Consider the following 19553-nt stretch of genomic DNA (forward strand, 5'->3'; position numbering starts at 1 on the left):
AATTATTCAAATGAAAATAACATACATATGAAATTTAATAATAAACAGATACTAGGAATTGTTGCCTTACTTTTCTCTACTGTAGCAAGTGCCCAGTTTTACGTTGGTGTACAGTCAGGAATCGCTAATATTCAAAGCGATGTCAAAGGGGTTAGAGCGAGTCATGAAATAGGAGGCGCTGTTAAAGCAGGATACATTTATAACATAACAAAACATATTGGTATTGGATCTGGTGTCGAATTTGCACAATACAAACAAAAAGTATTTCTGACTCAGGGCGATGCAATACAATCAAATTTTGAAGTTGATGAGACTACATCTGCATTTATTTATAACGTAACAAGTACTAATTATCAGGAGCAGCAAACATTGCAAGCTATTCAAATTCCGTTATTTGTGCAGTATAAAAGAAATATTAATGTTGGTGTTGATTTCAACTTTAGAGCTGGAGTTAAGTATTTTTTACCTATCAATTATAAGATCAAAGCTTCTGCAAATACTGTTACTGGAGTTGGTTATTATCCAGATGTTAATTTAACTATTAATGATTTGCCAGAATATGGTTTTGGAACAGAATCACCTTATTCTCAATCAGGAGAATACCAAACAAAAGGTATATTGATGAGTAGTTTTGAACTGGGCTTTACTTTTCAAATGGGAGACAAGAACGCCTTGTATGCTGCTATGTTTTTAGATAGTGGTTACGGTACCATATTAAATCAAAAACAAAATGAGTCTTACATTGGATATAATCAAAAATCGGTTTCCAATAGAAAAGCAAATGGTTTGTATAGCACAGATAAAGAGGCAACAATCAAGCCTGTAGCATTTGGGTTAACATTAGGGTGGAATTTTAAATAAGTAGTTTGGTTTCCATAATTGCCAAGGTCTTGAGAAATCAAGGCCTTTTTTTGTTCATAACTTCCCTTTTCTTTAGATTAAAAAAAGCCTAAATTTGAAATTCATTTTTTGAGATTTTCTTAAATCACAAACACTTCAACTCCAGATATGTACTTAATATTCGATACCGAAACTACAGGATTGCCGAAACGCTGGGATGCGCCTATTACTGATTCGGACAACTGGCCTCGTTGCATTCAAATTGCGTGGCAGTTGCATGATGATATGGGAAAATTGATCGAGCATCAAGATTATTTGGTACAGCCCGATGGTTTTAATATTCCGTATGATGCTGAGCGTATTCACGGAATATCGACTGAATTGGCGCAGCAAAACGGAATCCCGCTGACTGAGGTACTCGAAAAATTCAATACAGCCTTGGGTAAAACCAAGTTCATTGTAGGTCAAAATTTAGGTTTTGATGTCAATATTATGGGGGCAGAGTTTCATCGATTAGGTGTGGAGTCTACTATGGCAAGTCTACCCGTTTTAGATACCTGTACTGAGGTGACCGCAAGTTTACTCAAATTGCCCGGAGGACGTGGTGGTAAATTCAAATTGCCAACTTTGACGGAGTTGCACAGTTATTTATTCAACGTGCCTTTTTCTGAAGCGCACAACGCAACTGCCGATGTGGAGGCAACTACGCGTTGCTTTCTTGAGCTAGTTAGAAAGGAAATTTTCACCAAAGAAGAATTAGATGTTCCGGCGTCATATTTTAAAGATTTTCAGGCTAAAAATCCAAAAGAAATTCAGCTCATTGGACTCAAGCACATTAATCTAAAGCAAGCTTCGGACGTAATTCGTCAACAATTTGGCTATAAGCAAGGAGCGGGAATATCCAAAGGTGAACTTTTAGAAAACAAAAAAGTACTTGCTGAGGCTAAATTTGCGCATTTACACAATCATACACAGTTTTCGGTACTGCAATCTACTATTGGGATTGGTCCGTTGGTTGCTGCAACCGCCAAAAATGGTTTTCCAGCAGTTGCCATGACTGATACAGCAAACATGATGGGAGCGTTTCATTTTGTGAGCGCTGTAATGAATCATAATAAATCGGCTTCCGCCAAAAATAAAACGTTGGTGGAGAGCGGTGAGGAACCAACCGAAACCGAAATGAAGCCTATCGTGGGTTGCGAATTTAATATTTGCGATAACCATTTAGATAAAACAAAAAAAGACAATGGCTATCAAGTAGTGCTATTGGCCAAAAATAAAAAAGGGTATCATAATTTAGCTAAGATGGCGTCTATAGCCAACATCAACGGATTTTATTATGTACCTCGTATTGACCGCAGTATTGTGGAGCAGTACAAGGAAGATATCATGGTTTTATCTGGAAATTTATATGGTGAAATTCCGAGTAAAATTTTAAATGTTGGTGAAAATCAAGCCGAAGAAGCCTTGTTATGGTGGAAAGCGCAGTTTGGTGACGATTTCTATCTTGAGATTATGCGCCACAATCAAGAGGATGAAAACAGGGTCAATAAAAGCTTGATAGAATTTGCGCAAAAACACCAAGTAAAACTCATTGCTACCAACAATACCTATTATTTAAACAAGCAAGATGCCAATGCACACGATATTTTGTTGTGTGTAAAGGATGGTGAAAAGCAGGCTACACCAATTGGTCGTGGTCGTGGTTACCGCTATGGTTTGCCAAATCAAGAGTACTATTATAAGTCTGGCGATGAGATGAAGCAACTTTTTGCTGATTTGCCAGATGCTATTATCAACATCCAAGAAATTGTTGATAAGGTCGAAATTTACTCACTCTATCGAGACGTATTATTGCCTAAGTATGATATTCCGCAAGAATTTGTTGATCCATTAGATGAACAAGATAATGGCGTACGAGGCGAAAATGCCTATTTGCGTTATCTCACAATGGAGGGTGCGAAAAAACGTTATAGCGAAATTACGCCTGCCATTCAAGAGCGATTGGATTTTGAGTTGCTCACCATATCCAATTCAGGTTATCCAGGTTACTTTTTGATTGTGCAGGATTTTATTGCCAAAGCACGCGATATGGATGTTTCGGTTGGTCCAGGTCGTGGATCGGCAGCAGGGTCAGCGGTAGCTTATTGTTTGAAAATTACCAATATTGACCCCATTAAGTACGATTTGCTTTTTGAGCGTTTCTTGAATCCTGACCGTGTATCCATGCCCGATATTGATATCGACTTTGATGACGAAGGTCGTGGTCGAGTTATGGATTATGTAATTAAAAAATACGGTTCCAATCAGGTAGCTCAAATCATCACTTATGGTAAAATGGCAACCAAATCGGCCATTCGTGATACGGCACGTGTGCTTGATTTACCACTGTTTGAAGCGGATAGAATAGCCAAGTTGATTCCGGGTATGATGCCTTCAAAATGGAATTTGGCTCGATTTATTTCAGAGAAGGAAGAGGATGTTAAAAAAGCCTTACGCTCTGATGAATTTGATAATGTAAAAGAGTTAATCGCGATTGCCAATTCAAATGAATTAGCGGGTGAGACAATTCAGCAAGCTAAGATTCTCGAGGGTTCGATGCGAAATACCGGTATTCATGCTTGTGGTGTGATTATTACCCCGTCAGACATTACCAATTTTGTGCCGGTAACAACCGCAAAAGACTCTGATTTGTACGTAACCCAGTTTGATAACTCGGTTGCAGAAAGTGCAGGTTTGTTGAAGATGGACTTCTTGGGTTTGAAGACCCTTACACTTATAAAAGATACGGTAAAGCTGGTGAAATACCGCAATAACATCGATCTTAATCCAGATGAGTTTCCTATTGATGATGTCAAGACCTACGAGTTGTTCCAGCGCGGAGAAACAGTGGGGATTTTTCAATACGAATCGCCTGGAATGCAAAAATACATGAAGGATTTGAAGCCAACTGTATTTGGGGATTTGATTGCCATGAACGCCTTGTACCGTCCAGGACCGTTAGAGTATATTCCTTCTTTCGTTCGTCGTAAAAACGGTGAGGAAGAAATTAAATACGATTTGGATGCTTGCGAGGAGTACCTTGGAGAAACCTATGGAATTACCGTTTACCAAGAGCAGGTGATGCTTTTGTCACAGTCATTAGCTGATTTTACAAAAGGTGAGGCCGACGTACTGCGTAAAGCTATGGGTAAGAAACAAAAGGACGTTTTGGATAAAATGAAACCGAAATTTGTTGAGCAAGCTGCTGCGAAAGGACATGATGCTAAAATATTAGAGAAAATCTGGAAAGACTGGGAGGCGTTTGCGAGTTATGCCTTTAACAAGTCGCACTCTACTTGTTACGCCTGGATTGCCTACCAAACCGCTTATTTAAAAGCGCATTACCCTGCCGAATATATGGCGGCGGTACTTTCAAACAACATGAGCGATATCAAACAAGTGTCGTTTTTTATGGAAGAATGTAAGCGTATGGGATTGCGTGTACTAGGTCCGGATGTTAACGAATCTTTCTATAAATTCACGGTTAACGATGACTATGCTGTACGTTTTGGAATGGGAGCTATTAAAGGTGTGGGTTCTGGAGCTGTGGCTACCATTGTCGAAAACAGAAAAGATGGTAAATACAAGTCGATTTTTGATTTGACCAAACGTATTGATTTGCGCGCTGCTAATAAAAAAGCGCTCGAAAATTTAGCTTTAGCTGGCGGATTTGATTCTTTTGAAGGAACAAGCCGTGCGCAATATTTTCACGATGATGGCGACGGAATCACATTTTACGAAAAAGCCATTCGTTACGGAGCCAAGTTTCAAGAGAATGAAAACAGCTCGCAAGTGAGTTTGTTTGGCGATACCAGCGAAGTGCAAATTGCTGAACCTGTGGTGCCGCCTTGCGAGGATTGGAGTACGATGGAAAAACTATCTCGCGAAAAGGAAGTAGTTGGAATTTATATTTCAGGACATCCGCTAGACGATTTTAGGTATGAGATGAAATATTTCTGCAACGCCAAGTTAGAGGCATTGCGCAATATGGAACAATATGTGGGTAAAAATTTAACTTTTGCCGGAATTGTAACTAATTTTCAGAGGCGTACAGCTAAAAACGGTAAAGACTGGGCTATTTTTACTTTAGAAGGTTTCGATGAAAGTTTCGAATTTAAAATTTTTGGCGAGGAGTATCTCAAGTTTTATCATTTCTTATACAACAACCAATTTGTGTTTTTGAAAATCTTAATTAAAGAAGGTTGGGTGAATCAAGATACAGGTAAAAAGAGTGAGCCTCGAATGCAATTTGTTGAGGTAAAACAACTGCAAGATGTTCTGGCCACATTTGCTAAAAAACTAATCTTGTACCTGAATATTAAAGACATACAAACAGAAGTGATTCATAATTTGAGTCGACTTTTTCTAGAAAATAAAGGAGATAATACCGTAAGCTTTGAGGTAATGGAAATAGAAAAAACCAAACGTTTGGTTGCTGTAGCGCCAATTACTATCGAGGCGGATGATGAGTTGTTTGTTGACGAACAAGAAGATAGTGACGACTCTAGTCCAGATGGATTAGCCTCAACTGCTGCTGCAAAAATGGAAGAGATTGAAGAGGTTAAGGTGGTGACTAAACTGAGCATGCCAAGTAGGAAATTAAAAATCAAGATTTCTCATGAGTTGTTAGTTGAATTAGAAAAAATGCAGATAAATTTCAAACTGAATTAGTCAATCGTTGTTCAAATTGGCATTCTTGTTCTTAGTAATTTATTGGTTTGTACAATTCAAAATTATTGAAAAAAATCTCATTTTTAGTTATGTGCTAATGCCTTGATTGTTAGATATTATGTAATTTGAATGTCGTTTTGAGGTATTTTTATGTATTATTTTTATCTTTTATGGCGTATTTTTGCTTTTACGTAAATAAGAGATGTTATGAAAAAGAAGTTATTTTTAGTTGGTTTTATGTTGAGTTCGATGCTAATTATCGGGCAATCAAAACAAAATGGAAGTTGGTATGTAAAAGCAGGCGGTTCGTATTTTATGCAAACTGCGGCAACAGAATTTCCAACTGTGGGTGGTAATGCAGCCTTAAATAAAACCTACGTAGGAGGTAAGTTAGTAGCAGAAGAAAGTATCACCGGTTCTTTTGGTGAGGGTTTTAGATCAGGTGTTACATTAGGGCGTCGTTTTAATGCTCGTGTTGGTTTTGAACTTGGTTTGAATTATTATTCAAGTACCGATAAAACGATGGCTCAAACTACTACCGATCAAATTTTTATGTCTGGAGGTAGACCGATATTCAATTTTAAATCGGTGGGACAAATTTCTGCATTTGATTTGGCGCCAGCTTTGGTGTTATTTCTAGGAGAATCGAAAGGTTTTGAACCCTATTCAAAAGTGGGATTGTTACTTCCTATTCACGGAGATTTAGAGATTACGACCAATGCAATTGCTCCAACAGGCGTTGCAAGTCCGGCTACCGTGGCAGTAAAAAGCGTTGATCGTATCAAGCCAAATCCTACAGTTGGTTTTATGGCTAGTTTAGGAACTACTTACGCTTTGGGAAATAAACTTGCTGTTTTTGCGGAGTTAGAATACCGTAACTTTACAGTACATGGTAAATCAAAAGAAACTATTGTGTATGAGAGAAATGGTCAAAACGCTTTGTCTACAAGAACGAACGCTCAAATTAATACCAATTATGTAGATCGTTTGGATGTAAATTCAAACAATGCGGCAACAAACCCTAATGGTTTAGACTCAAGCAAGCCAATGGATGAGTTGAGCTCTTATGTAGGGATTAGCGGTTTAGGTTTGACTTTAGGTTTGAAATACAGTTTGTAGTTTAAGCATAATTAAAATATTAAGGGATGTCATTGTTTGGCATCCCTTTTTTTATGCAGTAGAAGTGCTACTGAAACCGACACACCTAGCCCTGATGGCAGCGGCATCTCCCGAATTAGAAAAACAAGGCTTTTTTGCCGTAGTTTTTATTAACCGGGAATACGGCGTTCAGCTGTACATCGAAGATTCAGCGGAGCTAAATAGCTTCAAAAAATCAAGCTAAAAAGAAATACTTTTGGCATATAGGCGTTGATAATGGATTAATAGGGAAAACTAATTTGCGAATAGTGGTTGATTTGTTTTTAATTTCTAAATTTGTAATCTAGTTTGAATGATAAAATTTCAAATGATAACTTAAAATATATATTATGGCATTAGCAATAACAGATGCTACTTTTGAAGAGGTAGTTTTGAAGTCAGACAAACCAGTAATGGTTGATTTTTGGGCAGCATGGTGCGGACCTTGTAGAATGGTAGGTCCAATCATTGATGAGCTTAGTAATGAATATGAAGGAAAAGTAGTAGTAGGAAAAGTGGATGTTGATGCAAATCAAGAATTTGCTGCAAAATACGGAGTAAGAAACATTCCAACTGTTCTTGTTTTTCATAAAGGAGAAGTAGTAGGGAAACAAGTAGGAGTAGCTCCTAAGCAAACTTACGCTGATAGTTTAGATGCTTTGTTGTAATCAATAGATTATATTTAAAATAGAACCAATTACGGTTCATTGAAAAGGTTTGACGCAAGTCAAGCCTTTTTTTTGTTTAAGCTGAATTGATTTTAGTCATTTGATTAAGTTATGCTTCGGTACTTTTTTAATTTTTTAATCTTTCAATCTTTTAATATATTTGGTAGATGAAGATGGAATCACAAATAGAACAAATAGCTCGTTTTCAGCATTTGGAATTGTTAGCGAATCAAGTCGTAGAAGGTTTTATATCCGGAATGCACAAAAGTCCGTTTCATGGCTTTTCGGCTGAATTTGCTGAGCATAAAGTGTATAATGCTGGCGAGAGTACCAAACATATCGATTGGAAGTTGTACGCCAAAACCGATCGTTTGTACACCAAAAGGTATGAAGAGGAGACTAACTTGCGGTGTCATATTGTTATTGATAATTCGTCGTCAATGCATTATCCTAATTTGCGTAGCGATCAAAATTTTTACGAGAATAAGATTGGTTTTTCAGTCTTGGCATCGGCTGTATTGATGAATTTGCTCAAAAAACAGCGTGATGCTGTGGGTTTAAGTGTTTTCTCAGATACTTATGAGTATTATGCACCTGAAAAAGGAAGCGATCGCCACCACAGAATGATTTTGAGTACACTCGAAGGTTTGTTGACGAAGCCAATGACTCAAAAGAAAACCGATACAGTGACCTACTTGCATCAAATAGCCGAAAAGATGCACCGCCGCTCGATGATTGTTTTGTTTACTGATATGTTTCAGTCAGGACCAAATTCAGTAGATGAGGAGGCTTTGTTTAATGCGTTGCAACATTTAAAACACAACAAGCATAAAGTGGTAGTTTTTCATGTGGTAGATGCTAAAACGGAGTTGAATTTTGATTTTGATAACGGACCACGACAATTTATTGATGTAGAAACAGGTGAAGAAGTAGTGCTTTTTGCAGATAATGTGAAAGAAGAGTACGAAAAACAAATGCAATTGTACTTTAAAAAGATAGCATTGACCTGCTCGCAGAACAGAATTAAGTATGTTCCGGTACGAGTAGATGAAAATTTTGAAAAAATAATGACTACTTATTTAGTTGAAAAACAAAACTTTGGCTAAAAGCGTGTATTTTTTTTGATTTTTTTTACCAAAAACGCTTGTGTAAACGGAAATCTGTTGTATCTTTGCCACCGCAATAACGCAGAGGTTTGGTAGTTCAGTTGGTTAGAATACATGCCTGTCACGCATGGGGTCGCGGGTTCGAGTCCCGTCCAGACCGCAATATTGGGGAAAGCCTTTCGTAACAGAAAGGCTTTTTTGCCCCATTACGGTTTTTAACGTTAGTTGTGTTGTTTGCTACGAATTTGTAACTCGTAGCGGGTTTAGTAGTTAGACCAATGAAAAGCTTTTCGCCTCGGCGAATAGCTTTTTTGATTAAAATGAGGGTACTCTTGATATAAAACTTCGGCGTACAGTTCTATTTGTAGAACAAGAAGTTACAGCTTACAATACTGGTTTGGTAGTTCAGTTGGTTAGAATACATGCCTGTCACGCATGGGGTCGCGGGTTCGAGTCCCGTCCAGACCGCCAGTACAAAAAGTCTTTCGAAAGAAAGACTTTTTTTGTTTTACAGCATTTTGTGTTTTATCTAATTTTAAAAAAGTGCCACGCTGTTTTCCCAAACCAACCACAGGTACATGCCCAAGCACATACAGCCAAAAACAAATTGAATGAAACTAGAGGCCAAGAAACCCACCAATGATCCCACTGCAGCTTTTACGGCTCTTTGTTGGTTTTTGGAATCGTAAAGTAATTCGCCCACCAGCGCACCGATAAATGGGCCGATGATAAATCCGAACGGAATTGGTGCTAGTAAGCCAACAATCAATCCAATATTGGTGCCCCAAATACCGTAAGGGCTACCGCCAAATTTTTTGGTACCTTGAGCAGGAATCACATACGCTAAAACAGAGAGTATAATAGTGAATAGTAAAGCAATGCTCAAAATCCAGTAGTTCATGGGAACAGCACCGGTGAGATACAGCAGTAAAAGGCCTAACCAACTTAGTATTGGACCTGGTAACACAGGCAAAAAACTTCCAGCAATGCCCAAAAGAATGCTTAGTAATCCCAAAAGTAAAAGCAATACATCCATAATAAATTTTTTAGTAAATTTGATTTTCAATAAAAGCAACTTCCTCTGGTTATGAAACAAATTCAAACACTTGCGTCTTTTTCTATTTTATTTCTTTTTTTACTGTGCGGTTTAGGTGCTCATGCTCAAAATAATACAGTATCCGCTTCAGATCAGTTGCTCAAAGAATCTATTTATAGTAAGAACAGAGTAAAAGTATTAAATTTTTCGTTGAAACAATTTGATGCGCTTTTCTTTGAATTCTCTGATAAAAAATCAGACCCAAAACTCATTTTAACCAAAGAAGAGTTCTACAATTACACCATGCAAATTGCGGTTTTCTCTGAACGTTTGGCTACTTTATACCCGGATCAAAAAGAAGTTGCCGCTCAGAACAAACAAAAATGGTTTAACGAAAACTACGAAGATTATTTGCTTTCAAAAGCCTCTCCAAAAAAATAATTGTATTTTTATGGCGTATTCGTGTAATTCAAAAACAAAACCTTGAAGCAGTATTTTCTCTTTTTTGCCTTTCTCTTCCTTAATTCTTGTCAATATGTTGATAAGCAGGTCCCTTCGGAAAAGGAATTATTGCAAAAAGAACTCAAAGCAATCAACTGGAAAGAAGTTGATGAATATCCGTCGGTTATTGATTGTGAGCAAATCAATGACAAAAAACAACGCCAACAATGTTTTTTTGAAGTTTTAACGCAACTTATTCAAGAAAAATTAAGCGTTGATACGCTTTCAATTCTTTATCCTGAACTCGATACCATCGAGGTAAAGGTTACCGTTTTTCCTAATAGCACGATGCTATTTGAACCACAGTTTCCGAAAGACTCCGTGGCGTATGACAAAATTAAAATCGATAGTATTTTAAAAGCACGCTTGGTGAATTTCCCCAAGATAAATCCAGCTATTAAACGCGGAATCCCTGTAAAAACCCAGTTTATTCTTCCTGTGATTTTAAAAGTAGAGTAGTTTTAAGGAGCTATTTAGTTCCGCTGAATCTTCGATGTCTAACTTTACGCTATATTTCCGATCGAAAAAACTACGGACGAAAGAGCTTTGTTTTTTAAAATCGGGAGATGCCACTTCAATCTAGGCTAGGAAAATGGTGCTATTTAAAATTTCGGCCTTTCCATTCGTATGTCCCAATCATAGAATAGAGAGCCACAACCGTGCTAAAAAAAGGATAAAGGAAACTACTAGCTAGTAAGTAACGCATTTTAGTTTTGGTCAAAAAATTGTTAGTTTGGTAAATCAAAACGGTATCAACAATAAATTTTGCTGTACATAGAATCAATAAATGTGCTATTGAAAAGTTGCTGAAAACAGCTAGAAACAAAACGAAAATCCAATTTAAATTTCCTAGAAAAACAATTACGGCAAGTGCTTTCCCAAAACTACTTTGGTACGAACTCGTTTTACTAGCCCATCGTACTCTTTGGTAAAACAAAGCTTTCCAGCTATTCACAGCTTGAGTTTGAACAATATTGTTTGATGACTTGAGGTAGTGTACTTTCTCTGGATAACGTGCGATGGCTTTTTGAAGTAAAAAAACATCATCGCCACTAGCAATTGAATTATTGCCTTCAAAGCCATTAAGTTCCTCAAAAATAGCTTTGGTGTAGGCCAAGTTAGCACCGTTGCACATAAAACCTTTTCCAATACCAAAACTTCCTATTGTAGCGCCTTGTAAACTTGTTAAATCTAACTGTTGAAAATGATATAAAAACGAATAGTTACCGGTATAAGTGACAGCTCCCGCAATCATGGCCACATTATGATTTTGTATGTATTGATCTAAACTTGAAAGCCATTTTTTTGGTATAGTACAATCAGCATCAGTGGTGATTACCCAATTTGTAGATACCCTTTTCATGGCAGCAGTTATTGCATCTTTTTTAGGGGAATTCGAAGCTCTATGATTCTGAAGTATTGTTGCTTTAAAAGGCAAATCGGGTAATTGAAATCCATCCGTTGAGTTATCATCAATTAAAAGGACTTCAAATAAATGTGCTGGATATTCTAATTTTGCAAAACTATCCAACAATATCTGGAGATTATGCGCTTCATTTCTAAATGGGACAACAATTGTAAATGAAGTATTGCCTGATGTTGAAAAGTTCTCGGTAGTTTTAATTTTGGTAAAACCATAAATCAGTACCATGATGGCTAGTGCATAAATCAGCAGAATCAAATAGAGTAATAGTGCTGTGATCATCTGGATTTAGTTTAGATGGTTTTCGTTTGTTGGTACGGGAGCAATAACTTTAAAATTCAACACAAAATAACTTCCAATCACAACAGGAATCACGACATTAAGAAACCACATCAATGTTGAAATAAAGATAACAATCCATTCATTTACACCCAAAATCCCAAAGAAATAAACCGCCACACTGCCTTTTACGGCAAAGTCTAAAAACTGAAAAGTAGGCAATGAGGAAGCTAAAAAGTACACACTTGTGACAGCAGTCATCAGAATTCCGTAAGGCAAATCGACATCAAAGGCTAGAAACAAAAAGTAATATTGGTGCGAGAAAACGAGGTAACGACACAAACCCAGGAAAATATTTTTTTGATGAATGTCTTTTGGAATCTCATTGATTTTTTGGAGTAATTTATCAAGAGAGTAACCTTTGATTGTTATTCTTTTTGCTAAGAACAAAACGATTCCGAGCAATAGTAAAACGCCTAAAACTAGCAACATTGTTTGATTATTGAGAATGTGGTATTGCCTGTTAAAATACAAAAAACCTGCAATCCCGAAAAGCACGGTCAATAGCATCTGGATTCCGTTGCAAATCAAGTTTAAAAAAACTACTTTTTTTGCTTCCGTTTTAGGAAAAAACAACGCTTTTCCAGCATATTCGCCTACGCCGTTTGGTGTAAAAAGTCCTGCGGTTAGTGCGCCAAGAACTTGCTTTGCAGCATCGCTGAGGGAAATGGGATGGATACATCGTACTAAGTTTTGCCATTTCAATATCTCGAAAAATCGATTTAAAACACTCAACAATAAAATAAATGCAATTCCACCAACAGATTGGTTTTTTTTAAACAAAACAAGGAACTTTTGCCAGTCTAGTTTATCATTATTTGCCAGTTGATTGTAAATAAAATAAAACGCACCACCAACAATGAATAGTTTGATAAGAAGTACAAGGAATTGCTTAGTTTTGTGTGGTATTGAAATCATTTTGCAAAGTAAAGGAAAACTATTGTGAAAAAGCTATTTCACAGAGATTCACCAAGAATTCGCGAAGATTTACAAAAATAGTAGAAGCATGGCAGGCTTAGTGAACCTCTGTAGTTCCTTAGCGCATCTTCGTGTAATAACAAAAATGTATAAATTAAAAAGAATTGTCAAACGAACGCATCATATTAGGAATTGACCCTGGAACCACGATTATGGGTTTTGGGTTGATCAAAATTGTCAATAAAAAAATGCATTTTTTGCAATTAAACGAATTGCAATTGTCAAAATACGACAATCATTATCAAAAACTGAAAATCATTTTTGAACGAACGATTGAGTTAATCGATACGCACCATCCTGACGAAATTGCAATTGAAGCTCCTTTTTTTGGTAAAAATGTACAATCGATGTTGAAGTTGGGTCGTGCGCAAGGTGTGGCGATGGCTGCGGGACTTTCTAGAGATATCCCGATTACCGAATACGAACCCAAGAAAATAAAAATGGCGATTACTGGAAACGGAAATGCTTCAAAAGAGCAGGTTGCTAAAATGTTACAGCAACTTTTAGGATTGAAAGAATTGCCTAAAAATCTCGATTCTACAGACGGTTTGGCGGCCGCAGTGTGCCATTTTTTTAATTCTGGGAAAACCGTTGGCGAAAAAAGTTATACCGGTTGGGACGCTTTTGTGAAACAAAATGAAGAAAGAGTTAAGAAATAGTTTTCAGTCGCAGCAACTGTAAACTGCGACTGTGACTGAATACTATATAAATGAGCGGAATTTACATACATATCCCTTTTTGCAAGCAAGCGTGTCATTATTGCGATTTTCATTTTTCGACTTCCATGAAAAAGAAAGACGCAATGGTTTTGGCTTTAGCCAAAGAAATTCAAATGCGCAAAACGGAGTTTCAAAATGATAGTGTGGAAACGATTTATTTTGGGGGAGGAACGCCAAGTGTGCTAACTTCGGATGAAATTAACTTCTTAATAAACGAGGTATGCGCTAATTTTAAAGTAGTTGAAAATCCCGAGATAACGTTGGAGGCCAATCCAGACGATTTGTCTGAAGAACGAATTGTTGAATTATCAAAAAGTAAAATTAACCGCTTGAGTATTGGGATTCAGTCTTTTTTTGAAGAGGATTTACTTCTTATGAATCGAGCTCATAATTCGGCGGAAGCCAAAAAATGTTTGCAAATAGCCACTCAGTATTTTGATAACATTTCATTGGATTTGATATACGGAATTCCTGCCATGAGCAATGAAAAATGGGAGCAAAATATCGATACAGCCTTGAGTTTTGGTATTCCTCATATTTCCAGTTATGCTTTGACGGTCGAGCCAAAAACAGCTTTGAAAAAACTAATACAAACCGGCGCCATTGCTTCTCCAAAAGATGAAGTTGCCGAAGCGCATTTTATGATTTTGGTTGACAAGCTCGAGGCCAATGGTTTCGTACACTATGAATTGTCAAACTTTGGGAAGCCGGACTATTTTTCTAAAAATAATTCGGCGTATTGGTTGGGTAAAAAATACATCGGAATTGGTCCTTCGGCACACAGTTATGATGGTGTTTCTCGTAGTTGGAACATAGCCAATAATGCCTTGTATTTGAAAGGGATTCAACAGGATAAATTGGCGAATGAAGTTGAAATTTTATCTGTAGCCGATCGTTTTAATGAATATATTATGACGGGTTTGCGAACTATTTGGGGCGTTTCATTAACCAGAATTGAAAATGAATTTGGAATCGAATATTTAAGTTATTTGAAAAAACAAACCCAAAAATTCCTCGATGATGATTTGGTTTTTATCGAAAATAACATTTTGAAACCAACAGTTAAAGGAAAGTTTTTAGCGGATGGCATAGCGTCAGACTTATTTTACTTAAATTTGGAATAACTATTAAACCGCAAGGTTCGCAAAGTTCACTAATCTTTTGTGTGCTTAGCGCCTTCTTTGTGAACTTAGTGTTTAAAAAACTATGAAAGCAAAAATCAACAACTTTGAAATCGACTTATCAAAACCCATTGATATTTCGATTCCGCTGACGAATACCGATGAAAATCCTATTGCGTGGTACATTGAAAAACCTGTCATTGAACCAGTAATTTTTGGCGATTGGATCGGAAAAGTTTCGGAGGGGAAATCATCGACGAACTTTAATAATATTTTTTTCAATCCGCACGGACACGGTACACATACGGAATGTTTGGGGCATATCACGCGTCACTTTTACAGCATTAATCAATGTTTGAAACAGTTTTTCTTTATGGCTGAGCTGATTTCGGTGCAACCAGAAACAATTGGTGGTGATTTGGTGATTACCAAAAATCAAATTGAAAAAGCTTTGATGGGGAAAACTCCTGAGGCAATTGTAATTCGAACAATACCCAATTTAGAAACCAAAAAACATTTGAAGTATTCGAATACTAATCCGCCTTATCTTGCTGAAGATGCTGCGAGTTTCATTTGCGAGCGCGGAATTCAACATTTATTGATTGATTTGCCAAGTGTTGATAAAGAAAAAGATGAGGGCAAATTGCTTGCTCACAAAGCCTTTTGGAATGTAACTGATGTCCATAATCTTAATTTTGATGCGCGATTGAATTGTACTATTACCGAGATGATTTATATGGCTGATGAAGTTAAAGATGGTAGTTATTTGCTGAATTTACAAATTGCTTCTTTTGAGAATGATGCCAGTCCGAGTAAACCTGTTTTATACCAAATTCAATAGCTATGAATTTAGAAAGCTACTACGAATATTGCCTTTCGAAAAAAGGTGTGACAGAACATTTTCCTTTTGACGAAGATACTTTGGTTTTTAAAGTAGGAGGTAAAATGTTCGCGCTGTCATCTCTAAGCCAATGGGAGAAAGGTCAACCATCTGTTAACCTAAAGTGTGATCCAGAGCGCGCACTTGAACTGCGTGCAGAATATGATGATATTCAGCCTGGTTTTCATATGAGTAAAACGCATTGGAATACGGTTTCAATAAATAAAACACTGTCAACTGATATGATTAAAGAGCTAATTGATCATTCTTATGAATTGATTTTCAATAGTTTGTCCAAAGCAAAGCGATTGGAATTGTAGCGCTATTTCCATTCGTCTAATATAATATACCATTCATCGAAGGAAATTGATTTTTGAACGAAATAAAATCTTAACTTATGAAAGAGAAAGGTATATTTAAATAAATTATAAGGCCATGGAAATGAAAGTGTTAAATATTTTGTTGATCGAAGACGACGCTATTGAAATTATGAAATTCAATAGAGTTGTAAATGAGATAAATGCGCCAAAAAAAATTGTTGAGGCCCACAATGGTGAGGAAGCTTTGAGTATTATTGCCAAATCGGCATTCATCCCTAATATCATAATTTTAGATTTGAATATGCCAAAAATTAATGGCATTGAATTTTTGCGGGAGCTAAAAAGCACGGAGGCCTACAAATATATTCCTGCCATAATATTAACAACTTCAAACAGTCGAAAAGATATTTTAGAGTGTTACAAAATTGGTATTGCTGGTTATTTATTAAAGCCTTTAAAATATGAAGATTACAAAGAACGTGTTCATAAGTTAATTGAGTACTGGAGTTGTAATGAACTAATATCTCAATAGCTATGTACGGAATTGTTAATAAAGCCATTGAGGACCTAGTCCTTGCTAATTTTGGCGAGGATTGCTGGGAACGCGTGAAATCCAGAAGTGGAGTTGATGTTGATTACTTTATAAGTAATGAGCCTTATGACGATAACTTGACATATGCATTGGCTCGAGCTATTGCGGAGGAGACCAATATTTCTTTGCCCAATGTTTTAACAAGTTTTGGTGAATGGTGGGTGGTGCACACCACAAAAGTTAAATACGGGGGTTTAATGGAAGCTGGTGGAAACGATTTACGCGAATTTTTAATTAATTTACCACAGTTTCACAATCGGGTGATGTTAATTTACCCTAAACTCACGCCACCAGAATTCAAAGTTTCTCATATCACTGAAAATAGTTTACAACTTCATTATTTTTCAAAGCGTGAGGGCCTTCAAGATTTTGTTCGTGGACTTATTCAAGGCCTAGGAATTATTTACAAAAAAGAGGTAATCATTACGTTGCTTCAAACTCGCGACCAAGGGAGTACTCACGAAATTTTTAACATCTCATGGTAAGTCAAAATGGAACAGATCAATTTTAAGTTTGATGAAAATAGCTTCAATAAACTTTTCCCTTTTTATATCCTAATTGATGATAACCTTTTAATAAGAGGAATAGGTAAGAGCTTAATGAAAACTTTTCCGAATATCAATTTAAATGAAAATTTTTTGCAAAAGTTTAGTGTCAAAAGACCCTTTTTGACTGAGCAAAACTTTGAGAATTTAAAGAATATTGCAAACCAGTTGATTGTAATTGAGACGCACTTCAGCGGAGTTCAACTTCGCGGTCAACTTCAACCTTATGAAAATTATTTGCTTTTTGTGGGTACGCCATGGTTTGTTTCAATGGAAGAGGTAGTTCAAAATAATTTAACTCTTCATGACTTCGCTTTTCACGATCCTTCATTAGACCTGTTACATGTTTTAAAAGTACAAGAGATTACTAACGAGGATTTAAAAGTTTTGTTGGCAAAAATAAATGATCAAAAAAAGAAATTAAAAAAAGACCAAGAAGAGTTAAATAGATTGGCATTAGTAGCGAGTACTAATGAAAATGGAGTGTTTTTTACAGATCTTCAAGGAGTAATATTTTGGTGTAATGCCGCCTATTTGCAATTAACAGGTCGTACTAAAGAGGAAATTATTGGTAAAACAGCAGCACAAATTGGTTCGTGTGAACAAATGACTATTGCTGATTTAAAAAAGCTGGTGGATTCTTTCTTTAAAAAAGAAAAGTTTGAAGTTGAGGTGCCTTATGCGCGCAAAAACCACAACCCATTTTGGGCCAAAATTAAAGCACAACCTGTTTGCGATCAAAATGGTCAGTTATCCCAATATTTTGCAGTAATTGAAGATATTACAGAAAAAAATGCATCTGATTTAAAACTTATTGAGTCTGAAAACAGATTGGCTTTTTTAATCAAAAATTTACAAACAGGAATCATTGTTGAAAACGAAAACAGACAAATTTTATTAGCTAACAAAAAATTTTCAACCCTGTTTGGTTTTGATCCTAATTCTGATTCTTTGATAGGAAAGAATGCAGCACAAATTATGGAGCAAACCAAGCATTATTTTGCAGAACCAACATCTTATCTTGAAAGATTACGAGATGTTTTACAAAGTAAACAACCAGTTTTAAATGAAGAATTAGAACTTTCTGATGGAAGAATAATAGAACGCAGCTACGTACCCATCATTCAAGGTGGTCGTTATTCTGGTAATTTAACCTCGTATGTTGATGTCACTTTTAAAAAGAAATTTGAAAATAGTTTAAAAAATGAAAAGGAAAAATACAGTAATATTATAGCTAATATGAATCTCGGGTTGATTGAAGTTGATATGCAAGATAAAATTACGTTTGCAAATCATAGTTTTAGTCAAATGAGTGGCTACAAGACAGATGAATTAGTAGGAACCGAGGTGAAAGGGCTTTTTCTAACGGATGAAAACCAATCAGTTGTGGCTGCTAAGATGAAATTGCGTACAGAAGGAATAAGTGATTTGTATGAAATTGTAGTTAAAAATAAGCAGCAGCAAGAACGTTCTTGGCTTATTAGTGCTGCGCCTAATTATGATGTGAGTGGTAAAATGATTGGATCGATTGGGATTCATTTAGACATAACAGCACAAAAAGCGCAAGAAGAAGAGTTGTATCTTTTATCGTTAATTGCCGAGAAAAACATTAACTCGGTAGTAATTTGCGACAATCACGGTAATATAGAATGGGTTAATTCTAGCTTTGAGATGATGTCAGGCTATACCAAGAAAGAGTTAATTGGCCTTACGCCTGGAAAAGTATTGCAAGGCCCTGAGTCAAAACCAGAAACTATAAATTATATTCGAAACCAAATTAAGAGAGGTCATCCTTTTAATTGTGAAATTTTAAATTACACCAAATCCAAACAAAAATATTGGGTCAGAGTACAAGGTCAAGCACTCTACAATAAAAAAAATGAAATTGTGAGGTATTTTGCTATCCAAGAAAATATTACTAATCAAAAAAAACTGGAGAATCAGCAGGAGCAATTGGTTGAAAGTTTGGCCAAAACAAATCAAGAATTAGAACAATATGCGCAAATGGTTTCGCATGATTTGAAATCACCATTGCACAGTATTCACTCCCTTTTAACATGGATAAAAGAAGATAATGATGTAGCATTTACAGCTCAAACTTTACAATATTTTGAATTAATTGAAAATAAGGTAGAGAAAATGGATCATCTCATCGATGGTATTTTGACGTATTCACGCATTGGCAAAGATGATTGCGTAGTAGAGGAAGTGAGCATACAAGAATTAATTCAATTCATTATAGAGATAATTCATGTTCCAAAACATATAACAATTCATATTAAAAATCAATTACCCAAATTAACGACTAACCGTTACCGAATCCAGCAATTATTTCAAAATGTTATTGTCAACGCGGTTAATTATATTGATAAGGAAGTCGGAGAAATAGAAATTGAAGCTAAAGAATATCAAGATAGTTTTGTTTTTTCGATCAAGGATAACGGAATAGGAATCGACAAAGAAAATTATGACAAAGTATTTAATACTTTTCAATCATTTACACAAAATAAAAATTCAACAGGACTTGGATTGGCAATCGTAAAAAAAATAATCGAAGCGGAGAAGGGTAAAATATGGATAGAAAGTGAAGTAGGAGTTGGATCGACTTTTTTCATCAAAATAATAAAACAATAGT

At 36.1% G+C, this 19553-nt stretch carries 17 protein-coding genes and 2 tRNA genes; 16 read left to right on the forward strand and 3 right to left on the reverse strand.

Features of this window, described 5'->3' with window-relative positions:
• The first annotated feature begins 27 nt into the window (after positions 1-27).
• The 7 genes from ACXX8U_RS00410 to ACXX8U_RS00440 all read left to right on the forward strand — a co-directional run bounded on the left by ACXX8U_RS00410 (position 28) and on the right by ACXX8U_RS00440 (position 8935).
• A complete protein-coding gene (locus ACXX8U_RS00410; RefSeq protein WP_458564132.1) occupies positions 28-861 on the forward strand; it encodes a hypothetical protein in 834 nt (277 codons plus the stop codon).
• A 147-nt stretch (positions 862-1008) separates the two neighbouring features.
• Positions 1009-5553, forward strand: a complete 4545-nt coding sequence (dnaE, locus tag ACXX8U_RS00415; protein WP_458564133.1) for a DNA polymerase III subunit alpha — start codon at positions 1009-1011, stop codon at positions 5551-5553.
• Between the two features lie 207 nt (positions 5554-5760).
• Positions 5761-6672, forward strand: a complete 912-nt coding sequence (locus tag ACXX8U_RS00420) for an outer membrane beta-barrel protein (RefSeq protein ID WP_458564134.1) — start codon at positions 5761-5763, stop codon at positions 6670-6672.
• Between the two features lie 368 nt (positions 6673-7040).
• A complete protein-coding gene (gene trxA / locus ACXX8U_RS00425; RefSeq protein WP_091203124.1) occupies positions 7041-7358 on the forward strand; it encodes a thioredoxin in 318 nt (105 codons plus the stop codon).
• 167 nt (positions 7359-7525) lie between these two features.
• Positions 7526-8464 carry a DUF58 domain-containing protein gene (locus tag ACXX8U_RS00430; protein WP_306259849.1) on the forward strand — a complete coding sequence of 313 codons (939 nt, stop codon included), beginning with the start codon at positions 7526-7528 and terminating at the stop codon, positions 8462-8464.
• 86 nt (positions 8465-8550) lie between these two features.
• Positions 8551-8624, forward strand: a tRNA-Asp gene (locus ACXX8U_RS00435).
• Between the two features lie 234 nt (positions 8625-8858).
• Positions 8859-8935 (forward strand) — tRNA-Asp (locus ACXX8U_RS00440).
• Positions 8936-8999: 64 nt separating this feature from the next.
• Here ACXX8U_RS00440 and ACXX8U_RS00445 read toward each other — a convergent pair.
• A complete protein-coding gene (locus ACXX8U_RS00445; protein ID WP_458564135.1) occupies positions 9000-9500 on the reverse strand; it encodes a DUF456 domain-containing protein in 501 nt (166 codons plus the stop codon).
• A 51-nt stretch (positions 9501-9551) separates the two neighbouring features.
• Between ACXX8U_RS00445 and ACXX8U_RS00450 the strand changes: the two genes are divergently transcribed.
• Positions 9552-9941, forward strand: a complete 390-nt coding sequence (locus ACXX8U_RS00450) for a hypothetical protein (protein ID WP_458564136.1) — start codon at positions 9552-9554, stop codon at positions 9939-9941.
• A gap of 42 nt (positions 9942-9983) precedes the next feature.
• Positions 9984-10460 carry a hypothetical protein gene (locus ACXX8U_RS00455; RefSeq protein WP_458564137.1) on the forward strand — a complete coding sequence of 159 codons (477 nt, stop codon included), beginning with the start codon at positions 9984-9986 and terminating at the stop codon, positions 10458-10460.
• 139 nt (positions 10461-10599) lie between these two features.
• Here ACXX8U_RS00455 and ACXX8U_RS00460 read toward each other — a convergent pair whose 3' ends face one another.
• Positions 10600-11706 (reverse strand): glycosyltransferase family 2 protein, encoded by a 1107-nt coding sequence (locus ACXX8U_RS00460; RefSeq protein ID WP_458564138.1) that lies wholly within the window; start codon positions 11704-11706, stop codon positions 10600-10602.
• Between the two features lie 6 nt (positions 11707-11712).
• Positions 11713-12681 (reverse strand): hypothetical protein, encoded by a 969-nt coding sequence (locus ACXX8U_RS00465; protein ID WP_458564139.1) that lies wholly within the window; start codon positions 12679-12681, stop codon positions 11713-11715.
• Between the two features lie 164 nt (positions 12682-12845).
• Between ACXX8U_RS00465 and ruvC the strand changes: the two genes are divergently transcribed.
• From ruvC to ACXX8U_RS00500, 7 genes are all read left to right on the forward strand, one after another.
• Positions 12846-13400: a crossover junction endodeoxyribonuclease RuvC gene (ruvC, locus tag ACXX8U_RS00470; RefSeq protein ID WP_458564140.1), complete on the forward strand. Its 555-nt coding sequence runs from the start codon at positions 12846-12848 to the stop codon at positions 13398-13400.
• Between the two features lie 50 nt (positions 13401-13450).
• On the forward strand, positions 13451-14584 hold the full coding sequence (hemW, locus tag ACXX8U_RS00475) for a radical SAM family heme chaperone HemW (protein WP_458564141.1): 1134 nt from the start codon (positions 13451-13453) through the stop codon (positions 14582-14584).
• 82 nt (positions 14585-14666) lie between these two features.
• Positions 14667-15422 carry a cyclase family protein gene (locus ACXX8U_RS00480; protein ID WP_458564142.1) on the forward strand — a complete coding sequence of 252 codons (756 nt, stop codon included), beginning with the start codon at positions 14667-14669 and terminating at the stop codon, positions 15420-15422.
• A gap of 2 nt (positions 15423-15424) precedes the next feature.
• Entirely contained in the window at positions 15425-15781 is a 357-nt protein-coding gene (locus ACXX8U_RS00485) for an MmcQ/YjbR family DNA-binding protein (protein ID WP_458564143.1), read from the forward strand.
• Positions 15782-15902: 121 nt separating this feature from the next.
• Positions 15903-16313 (forward strand): response regulator, encoded by a 411-nt coding sequence (locus ACXX8U_RS00490; protein WP_458564144.1) that lies wholly within the window; start codon positions 15903-15905, stop codon positions 16311-16313.
• A gap of 2 nt (positions 16314-16315) precedes the next feature.
• Positions 16316-16858, forward strand: coding sequence for a heme NO-binding domain-containing protein (locus ACXX8U_RS00495; protein WP_458564145.1), 543 nt, complete (start codon positions 16316-16318; stop codon positions 16856-16858).
• Between the two features lie 6 nt (positions 16859-16864).
• Positions 16865-19552, forward strand: coding sequence for a PAS domain S-box protein (locus ACXX8U_RS00500; protein ID WP_458564146.1), 2688 nt, complete (start codon positions 16865-16867; stop codon positions 19550-19552).
• The last annotated feature ends 1 nt before the right edge of the window (position 19553 follow it).

The organism is Flavobacterium sp. GNP001 (assembly GCF_054343775.1).

What these genes read in the sequence shown, in the direction of transcription:
- ACXX8U_RS00410 (WP_458564132.1), top strand. Translation starts at nt 28, where the DNA reads ATGAAATTTAATAATAAACAGATACTAGGAATTGTTGCCTTACTTTTC.
- dnaE (WP_458564133.1), top strand. Translation starts at nt 1,009, where the DNA reads ATGTACTTAATATTCGATACCGAAACTACAGGATTGCCGAAACGCTGG.
- ACXX8U_RS00420 (WP_458564134.1), top strand. Translation starts at nt 5,761, where the DNA reads ATGAAAAAGAAGTTATTTTTAGTTGGTTTTATGTTGAGTTCGATGCTA.
- trxA (WP_091203124.1), top strand. Translation starts at nt 7,041, where the DNA reads ATGGCATTAGCAATAACAGATGCTACTTTTGAAGAGGTAGTTTTGAAG.
- ACXX8U_RS00430 (WP_306259849.1), top strand. Translation starts at nt 7,526, where the DNA reads ATGAAGATGGAATCACAAATAGAACAAATAGCTCGTTTTCAGCATTTG.
- ACXX8U_RS00445 (WP_458564135.1), bottom strand. Translation starts at nt 9,500, where the DNA reads ATGGATGTATTGCTTTTACTTTTGGGATTACTAAGCATTCTTTTGGGC.
- ACXX8U_RS00450 (WP_458564136.1), top strand. Translation starts at nt 9,552, where the DNA reads ATGAAACAAATTCAAACACTTGCGTCTTTTTCTATTTTATTTCTTTTT.
- ACXX8U_RS00460 (WP_458564138.1), bottom strand. Translation starts at nt 11,706, where the DNA reads ATGATCACAGCACTATTACTCTATTTGATTCTGCTGATTTATGCACTA.
- ACXX8U_RS00465 (WP_458564139.1), bottom strand. Translation starts at nt 12,681, where the DNA reads ATGATTTCAATACCACACAAAACTAAGCAATTCCTTGTACTTCTTATC.
- hemW (WP_458564141.1), top strand. Translation starts at nt 13,451, where the DNA reads ATGAGCGGAATTTACATACATATCCCTTTTTGCAAGCAAGCGTGTCAT.
- ACXX8U_RS00480 (WP_458564142.1), top strand. Translation starts at nt 14,667, where the DNA reads ATGAAAGCAAAAATCAACAACTTTGAAATCGACTTATCAAAACCCATT.
- ACXX8U_RS00485 (WP_458564143.1), top strand. Translation starts at nt 15,425, where the DNA reads ATGAATTTAGAAAGCTACTACGAATATTGCCTTTCGAAAAAAGGTGTG.
- ACXX8U_RS00490 (WP_458564144.1), top strand. Translation starts at nt 15,903, where the DNA reads ATGAAAGTGTTAAATATTTTGTTGATCGAAGACGACGCTATTGAAATT.
- ACXX8U_RS00495 (WP_458564145.1), top strand. Translation starts at nt 16,316, where the DNA reads ATGTACGGAATTGTTAATAAAGCCATTGAGGACCTAGTCCTTGCTAAT.
- ACXX8U_RS00500 (WP_458564146.1), top strand. Translation starts at nt 16,865, where the DNA reads ATGGAACAGATCAATTTTAAGTTTGATGAAAATAGCTTCAATAAACTT.